At 58.9% G+C, this 8,084-nt stretch carries 7 protein-coding genes; 2 read left to right on the top strand and 5 right to left on the bottom strand.

What is annotated here, in order from left to right:
- Positions 1 to 347: SAM-dependent methyltransferase (locus VEH04_01100; GenBank protein ID HYG21347.1), on the top strand; the 347-nt coding region annotated here is incomplete at its 5' end.
- Here VEH04_01100 and VEH04_01095 read toward each other — a convergent pair.
- From VEH04_01095 to grpE, 3 genes are all read right to left on the bottom strand, one after another.
- On the bottom strand, positions 308 to 1,075 hold the full coding sequence (locus VEH04_01095; protein HYG21346.1) for an RsmE family RNA methyltransferase: 768 nt from the start codon (positions 1,073 to 1,075) through the stop codon (positions 308 to 310). The genes VEH04_01100 and VEH04_01095 overlap by 40 nt on opposite strands.
- A 76-nt stretch (positions 1,076 to 1,151) precedes the next feature.
- Entirely contained in the window at positions 1,152 to 2,282 is a 1,131-nt protein-coding gene (dnaJ, locus tag VEH04_01090) for a molecular chaperone DnaJ (GenBank protein HYG21345.1), read from the bottom strand.
- 3 nt (positions 2,283 to 2,285) lie between these two features.
- Positions 2,286 to 2,861 carry a nucleotide exchange factor GrpE gene (grpE, locus tag VEH04_01085; GenBank protein ID HYG21344.1) on the bottom strand — a complete coding sequence of 192 codons (576 nt, stop codon included), beginning with the start codon at positions 2,859 to 2,861 and terminating at the stop codon, positions 2,286 to 2,288.
- Between the two features lie 158 nt (positions 2,862 to 3,019).
- Here grpE and VEH04_01080 point away from each other — a divergent pair, with 158 nt between their 5' ends.
- A complete protein-coding gene (locus VEH04_01080; protein HYG21343.1) occupies positions 3,020 to 3,280 on the top strand; it encodes a GlsB/YeaQ/YmgE family stress response membrane protein in 261 nt (86 codons plus the stop codon).
- Positions 3,281 to 3,448: 168 nt separating this feature from the next.
- Here VEH04_01080 and VEH04_01075 read toward each other — a convergent pair whose 3' ends face one another.
- Positions 3,449 to 6,403: a Calx-beta domain-containing protein gene (locus tag VEH04_01075; protein HYG21342.1), complete on the bottom strand. Its 2,955-nt coding sequence runs from the start codon at positions 6,401 to 6,403 to the stop codon at positions 3,449 to 3,451.
- Between the two features lie 147 nt (positions 6,404 to 6,550).
- A complete protein-coding gene (locus tag VEH04_01070; protein HYG21341.1) occupies positions 6,551 to 8,080 on the bottom strand; it encodes an MFS transporter in 1,530 nt (509 codons plus the stop codon).
- Positions 8,081 to 8,084: the final 4 nt, after the last annotated feature.

The following is an 8,084-nucleotide window of genomic DNA, read 5'->3' as shown; positions in this document are numbered from 1 at the left end:
GCGGCACGCTGCGGGCGTACTCCAAACACAGGGTGAGCGAAAATGTTCTCAACCAGCCGGGCGAACAGGACATTACTGCCCACGTAAACTTTTCAGCGATTCAGCGCGCGGGCGAAGAGCAGGGGCTCATTACGGAGGCATTTGTATCGCAGGAACGCTTTCTTGTGGGAATTGCGGAACAAACGTGGAAGGGGCAAGGCGGCTTTGTGGAATGGGATGCGGCGCGGAAAAGGCAGTTTCAAACTCTGGTGCATCCTCAACACCTGGGTCGCGCGTTCCGGGTTTTGGTGCAACGCCGCGTCCCGTCTCAGGCGCCCGGTTCTGTCCCGGGCGCGCCCAGTTCGTAGTTCAAAATTGAAAGGCAGTAGACTGCCGCGGTTTCCACGCGGAGCACAAGCTGGCCCAGTGTAATCGGCCGCGCGCCCGCTTCCTCGATGATCCGAACTTCCTCGGGCGTGAGATCCCCTTCGGGACCAATCCAGACACACACGGATTTTGGCCTGTGGTGGTGCCGGGCCATGAAGCCGTCGAAATACTCGCGCGGATGACGGCTGCCTGGCTGGAGCGACGCGATCAGCGGCAAATCAAACTTCTCCGCGCGCCGAATGAATTCGATCGGTGTCACGGGTGGTTCAACCTTCGGCAACCAGGGCGCGCCGCACTGCTTTATGGCTTCCACCGCCACGTGCTGCCATTTGCCGGCCTTGGTTTCTGACGCATCATCGTCGAGGCGCGTCGCCACGCGTTCTGTGATCAAAGGCACGATTCGTTGGACGCCAAGTTCCGTGGCCTTTTGGATAATGCTTTCGATGATCTTGCCCTTGGGCAGCGCCTGAAGAAGGGTGATGGAAAAGGGCGGCGGATCGTTTCGAACCCGTTCGATAACCGCGACATCCACGTGTTTCTTCCGCACGGTCTCGACACGGCAGCGCAGCGCGGTTCCTGTGCCATCCAACACCGTGACGAGTTCGCCTGAGCGAACCCGCAGCACGGAGCTGGCGTGATGTGCCTCCCGCTCCGGGAGGGAAAACATCTCGCCTTGGGATTGATCGGGTGGAACGTAAAAGCGATGCATGGTTCGGCGGAAGATGCAGGCTGCTTTAGAACCGGCGGCGGCTTGCGTCCGTCCGGTTCCGCAGGTCACCCAACGTTCACTGGAAAAGGCTTTTTGCTTTTTCGAAAAAGCTCTGGCTGATCGGGCTTTCCTTCCCGTTGCACAGCTCTGCAAATTCCTGAAGTTTCGCCTTCTGTTCCGCATTCAGGTGCGTCGGAACCTCAACATTGATCCGCACGTGGAGATCGCCGTGGCCGTATCCCTGAACGTTTTTAACGCCCTTGCCTTTCAAACGGAACATCGTCCCCGGCTGCGTGCCGGCAGGAACTCGAATCTCGGTTTTGCCTGTCAGTGTCGGAACCTGAACTTCCGCGCCCAAGGCGGCCTGGACGAAGCTGACGGGCACTTCACAGAGCAGGTCGTCGCCATCGCGCTGGAACATCTCGTGCGGTTTGACGTGCAGCACCACGTAAAGGTCGCCCGAAGGCCCGCCGCGCAGGCCTCCTTCTCCGTTGCCAGCGGAACGCAAACGCGATCCGGTGTCCACGCCCGCCGGAATGCGCAGTTTGATCTTGGAAGTCGTGTCGCGGCGTCCCTTGCCATGGCAGGTCTTGCAGGGGCGTTCAATGATCCGGCCCGCGCCTTGGCAATGCGGGCAGGTTTGCGCAATGCTGAAGATGCCACGCGAACTGATTACCTGGCCGCGGCCGCCGCATGTGGCGCAGGCTTTCGTTCCCGAGCCGGCTTCGGCGCCCGAACCCTTGCACGGCTCACAGCGATCCTGTTTCGTGACCGTGATTTCCTTTTCGCAACCGTGCGCCGCTTCCTCGAACGTGATTTCCAGGTCGTATCGCAGGTCATCGCCTCGCTGCGGCTGAAACGGATCCGAACGTCCGCCTCCGAAAAATTCATCGAAGATGCTGCCGCCTCCGAACACTTCGCGGAAAATATCCGCAGGATCGTGAAAGCCACCGCCGCGGGCGAAGCCGCCGCCTGATCGACGATCAAACGCTGCATGGCCGTGTTGATCATAGACGGCGCGCTTTTGCGGATCGTTCAGCACCTCGTAAGCCTCGCCAAGTTCCTTGAACTTTTCCTCGGCCGCCTTGTCGCCAGGGTTCTTGTCTGGATGAAACTTGATTGCGAGCTTGCGGTAGGCCTTCTTGATTTCCTCCGCATCCGCGGATCGTGCAACTCCCAGGATGTCGTAATAATCGCGCTTGGCCATAGGTCAGGGAGCCGTCGGTGCCTTGGCAACGATGACGGTGGCCGGACGAATCAGGCGTTCCCGCAGCCGATAACCCGTGCGCAATTGCTGGAGCACGGTGCCCTCGGCCGCTTCGGAAGATTCCTGCTGGGAAACCGCTTCGTGAATATTGGGATCGAACGGCTGGCCCGTGGCATTGATCTCCTCGAGGCCTGTTTCCACGAGCACGTTCTTGAGCTGCTGCAGGATCATGTTCACGCCTGTCGCCATGGATTGCGATGCCTCCGTGCCGGCGGTTTGGGCGGCGGCCAGGGCGATTTCAAAGTTATCGAGCACTGGCACCAGTTTTTCCATAAGCCCTTCGTTCGCAAACCGGATGGCTTCCTGCTTTTCGCGAACGGCGCGCTTCTTGTAGTTGTCGAAGTCAGCCATGGTGCGCACGAGGCGATCCCAATGCTCCGCGGCTTTCGCGGCGTTTGCCTTCAATTCGTTCACCTGTTCGGGAGAGAGCATATCGGGTTGCTCGGAGGCAACAGTCTCAGATGGCGCGGCGGTTTCCGGCGCGACCGTGTTTTCAGATTCAGACTCGGCTTTTTTCATGAACAAACTCTTAAATCGTGAGTGCAAGAACGTCGGACATTAATCGATCCCACCGAGCCGGGCAACCTTCATGTGGGTGCAGAGAAGGCAGGAACGCCGGGGTTCACCCTATTGGGGTTTTGCGAAGCGCGGCGAATGTTAGACCAAACGGAGGACATATGGAAATACTTTGGACTATTCTAATCGGGTTCGTAGTGGGTGCGCTTGCCAAGTTCGTCATGCCAGGACGGGATCCAGGCGGGTTTATCATCACGACCTTGCTGGGAATCGCGGGAGCTTTTGTCGCGCGGTACGTTGGCTTGGGAATGGGATGGTATCGTGAAACCGACGCGGCCGGGTTCCTGGCCTCAGTAGTGGGTGCCATTATCTTGCTGGCGCTTTACAGACTCTTGTTCCGAAGAACGCATCGTCATGCATGATGCAGGCGTTTGCCCCGAATGACATGGGTTTGGCGAGGGCAGCGACATAGCGCTAAAACACACGTGGTGAGCGCATTGTGGCTCCTCTGGAAAAGCCTATATCGTTCTTCTGAACAAAAGAGCCCGCTCCTTGAAAAAGGGGCGGGCTCGTTGCTTGTAAGTGTCGGTTTAAAGGTAATTTACCCAGACCTGGCCGGCTGTAATCGACGGCCGTTCCGTTGGGACTGCGCCGCCGCCGGGCGTTTGGCCGGGACAGGTTGTTCCTGAATCAACGCCTCGCGCTGTAAAGCTGAACGTAGCTTTGAAGCGCTTGTTGACCGTGTCCCACTCCACAATGTTCATCGTTCCTGTGGACGGTGAGACGCTGTTGAACGTTTTCGTCGTGGAGCAGAACGTGGACGTGTTGATGGCGGTGTTGGCGAACCCAAAGAAGCTGCCGCCAGAATTCATCGGAACGGTTCCCGTGGTTCCCGGCGGGACCGAAAGCGTGATCGTGATGGTGCGTGTCTTCAGGCCCGTGTCGAATCCGGTGATGGTGAGGATGTTTGCCACGAGCGCGCCATGCACATGCGCGGCCGTGAAGGCGCCGCCCAGGGAGGCGTTGGCTTTCATGCCGGGGGCTGTCAGAGTTACCGCGCCGCCGCCGCCCCCACCCCCGCCGCCACCGCCTGCAGGCGCGACATTGCTGATGCTCAATGTGGCTGTGCTGGGGGTGCCAAGCGTCGCGCTTCCCGTCGGATTGCTTAAAGAGAGGTTCACGGTTTCGGTGCCTTCGGTCGTGCTGTCCGAGTTCAGGGTGATTTGAACCGTCTTGCTTGCTTCGTTGGCAGCGAAGGTCAATGTCTGGCTGGCGTTGACGTAATCGCCCGTTGCGGCCGAGCCGTTCGATGTGGTGAACTGCACCGTGACGCCGCTGCTGGTTCCACCGACACGCTGCACGATGACGTTCGCCTTCGCGCCTTCCTTGCCGGTATAGGACGAAGCGGAGAACTTGAAGGATCCCGCCGTATCGTTGTCGTTGATCGTCACCACTGTTGTGCTCGTGCTGCCGATCTGCACGCCGCCGCCGGGGGTGGACAACCGAACTTCGAAGTTTTCAGCGCCTTCAACAATGGTGTCGTTGAGGATCGGGACCGTGATCGTCCGTGTGGCTGTTTTTGCGGGGAACTGCAGCGTTCCGCTGGTCGCCGTGAAGTCCGATCCTGCCGTCGCGGTTCCGTTGAAGGTCGCATAATTGACAGAGACCGCAGAACCCAGCGCGCCGGAGCGCGTGACGGTCACAACGAGCGCGGGGCCGCCTTCCGTGACCGTGTACGTTGCGTTTCCGATGCTTACGCTGTTCTCGTCGTCGGCAATGGTGCAGGTGGTGTTCGTGATGCCACCGAGCTTGGCGCCGCCGGAAGGATTGAAGATGCGCAGGCTAAACGTCTCGTTAGCCTCGGCTTGAAAATCGCCGAGTAGGGTGACAGGAATCGTTTTCGCTGTCTCTCCCTGGTTGAACGCGAGGATTCCGCTCGTCGCCGCGTAATCGGAACCCGCAGTTGCGGTGCCGTTTGCCGTGGCGAATTGCACCGTGACGTTGGATGCCGTGCCCCCAATGCGCTTCACCGTGAAGAGGAGAAGGTTCGTGTTTTCGTTAACCGTGACAGCAGGGCCGGCAAGTTGGATTGTGCCACCGAGGTCATCGTCCTTGATGGTCACACCCGCGACCGCTGGCGTGCCCAGCGCTGCGCCCGTGGAGGGTTGATCGAGAACCACTGACAGGGTTTCGTCGGCTTCATCGATGAAGTCGTCGCGCATCGACAGCAGAATATTCTGCGCCACGACTTTGGGGCCGAAGGTGAGGGTGCCGTTGGTTGCGTTGTAATCCAGGCCGCCCGTTGCGGTTCCGTTCAACGTGTAAAAGTTGACCGTTGCGGTGCCCGTGGTGCCGCCGATGCGGCGGACGCTGACGGCGAGGGGTTTTCCTTTTTCGAGGCCCGTGAAGCTGGGGCGGCTGAACTGGAAAGTGCCGTTCGCGCGGTTTTCATTGTCGAGAATCGTCACAACGGCGTTGCTGCGATTTCCAAGTAATGCGCCACCTGAAAGGGATGAAAGCGCCACAGTAAACGTTTCACTGCCTTCGAGTAGAAAATCATCCAGCACGGGGATGAGCACGTTTGTCTGGGTGACGCCCGGCTGCAGCGTGAGCGCCACGCTTGCTGCGGTGTAGTCAGCTCCGTTCAACGCTGTTCCATTTGCCGAGGCGACGTTCAGCGAGATGGCGCCTTCTGATCCGTTGCGCGTGATCGACAATAGCGCGCTTCCGGCATTTTCGGCGACGTTCACGTTGCTTGCAGTGAATTGAACGCGTCCTGCTGCGACATTGGGCTGTGCCAGGGTTGCGAGCGGAAACACTGTTTCGCTATAGAATCCTGCGATGTTGGGCACGGCGGGATTGTTCGTGTTGGAATCGACACCGCGCACGAAGATCAAACGTCCTTCGTAGGTGTGGTTCGGCGCCAGGGACGGCACGACACACGACGCATTGGTACCTGCAAGCACTGAAGGATCGAGAACGTCGGGTGTGCTGAAGACGACATCGCCCGTGGCAGGGTCTGAGATTTCCAGCATGATCGCATCCTGCGGCGTCGCATTGGTGATGGGATCCCAGGTCACTGTGACCGGGAATCCGGGTTCGATGGACTGAAGGTCAGTCCAGTTTGGGACGCGCGGTGTGGGTGGATAGGCATCGCGGAGGAGACGGACAGCCGACGTGTTGGTGCCGCTGCTCGCGGTAACGATGGCCAGCGTATATGTCCCCGGCCGGAAGGCGGCGTCGAGTTGCTGCTTGGAGGAAAAGGATTGCTGAAGTTCGAACGAGTCGTCCGCATTCGTCAGGCTGCGCACCTGCTGGTTGGGCAGGGTGATGCGCGCCGCGGTTATAGCGCCCGTGTCGGCAGGGGAAACGGTTGCGAAGAAATGATAGGGAAGGTCCGCGGGCAGCGATGAGGGCGCGCCGGCAGATTGCTGTTTGAATTGTTGTCCTTTGACGACGAGATAACCCTCAACGTCAGCGGCGAGTGTAGTCAACGAGCCCGCAGTGAGCAGCAAGGCTGCCTGCAGGTGGTGTTTGAGCTTCATGAGTGGTGTGTAGTTCGGCTGATTCGGCGCATGGTTTAGCCGAATGAATTCGGATATCCAAGAAGGGACGCTACGGAACGCGCAGGGTGGGAAGTACGGACGGCCGTTTGGACTGCGCTGCGCCTGGTTTTCCGGGTGTGGGTGCGATTATGCAGGCGCACTTGAACCTGGCGGGGGCGCTTGTTTGCGTCTTTCGGCAAGTTCTGCGGCCATGTCCAGGGTGGCGCGCTTGTTCAGCTTGTAAGCCATCAGAAGGAAGGTGCAGATGGCGAACAAAATTCCGACAACGATCCCGCTCGTAAATCGAAAGCCGGCGATTGCATTGGGCGCCGTTGGAAGATTCGTTTCGTAATTAAACAGCCGCGCCATGATCCACAGGAACGAAGCCGATCCCAGCGCGAGCCCTGCCTTCAAGGCGAAACCAATCGTCGCAAATACGGTCCCTGTGAATCGGCGGCCCGTCTGCAACTCGGAATAGTCCGCAACGTCGGCGAAGATTGCCCAGACGAGAGGAATTGTGGGCGCGTAAAAAATCGCGATCAAAATAGTGAGCAACACCATTCCTGTGACATTTGTCGGCGACAGCAGGTAGAAGGCAAACGTCCCGAGCGATGCGAGCGCGAATCCAGCGACTGCTATCGCTTTTTTTCCGAACCTGCGGGAGAGCGGAGGCGACAGCAGGATCACGGTGATTGTCGTCGCCGTGCCGATCATGTTGACGATGCTGTTGAACACATCGGCAACATTGCTGTTGCCGAGGTTTGCGCGGTCGCCATGCACGATGTAACCCAGCCAGCCCAGGATGCCGCTGGACTTTGCACCTTCGACGAGCGCTGGTGCGGTGAGGCCAAGTTTCTCGATGAAATCAAACATCGCGGCCTTGTCCGCATAATGGTGGTAATAATTATAGAGCGCGCCGCCGCGGAACGACAGGATGGCGAAATGGAAGAGCGTCATCACAAACATGATCCGCCAGGGGACATTGCGCAGCAGGTCCGTGAAATCCTGCTTGGGTGACGCCTTGGTTTCAACGACCGGCTGCACGCGTTCGCGCGTGGTGAGAAAGGTGATCAGGAAAAGGACCAGGCACACTGCCGCCCAGATCGTCATCGTCATTCGCCACCCGTATTGGCGGTCGTGTCCAACAGCAAACTTTGCAACGAGGGGCAGGGTGAAGCCGCCTACAATGAACTGCGCGATATTGACGGAAATGAAGCGGAACGAATTGAGCCTGGTTCGCTCGTTTAGATCCGCCGTCATGACTCCGCCCAATGCCGAGTAAGGCATGTTGTTCATCGAATAGAGCGTCATCAGCAGCGTGTTTGTGATTGCCGCGTACGCAAGCATGGCAGCCATGCTCCAGCCTTTCGGCGTGGTGTATGCGAGCACCATGACGACCGCCCACGGAATCGCCGTCCAAAGCACCCAGGGTCTGAACCGGCCCCACCGCGTGCGTGTCCGATCGGCCAAAAGTCCCATGATCGGGTCAAACGCAGCGTCCCAGAGTCGCGGCCACAACAGGATGGCCGCGGCGTGGCTGGCTTTTAGACCAAAGACGTCCGTGTAGAAGTTCAGCTGGAACAGAACCATCGTCATGAAGACGAAGTTCGCCGCGGCATCTCCGCCGCTGTATCCGGCTTTCTCGAGAAACGAAAGTTTCTGGTTGGGATTATTCATGAGG

It is taken from the genome of Verrucomicrobiia bacterium (genome assembly GCA_035629175.1).
Lineage (GTDB): Bacteria > Verrucomicrobiota > Verrucomicrobiia > Limisphaerales > DASXHY01 > DASXHY01.
The sequence above is the reverse complement of the archived record's forward strand: the minus strand, read 5'-3'. Positions and strand labels throughout refer to the sequence as shown.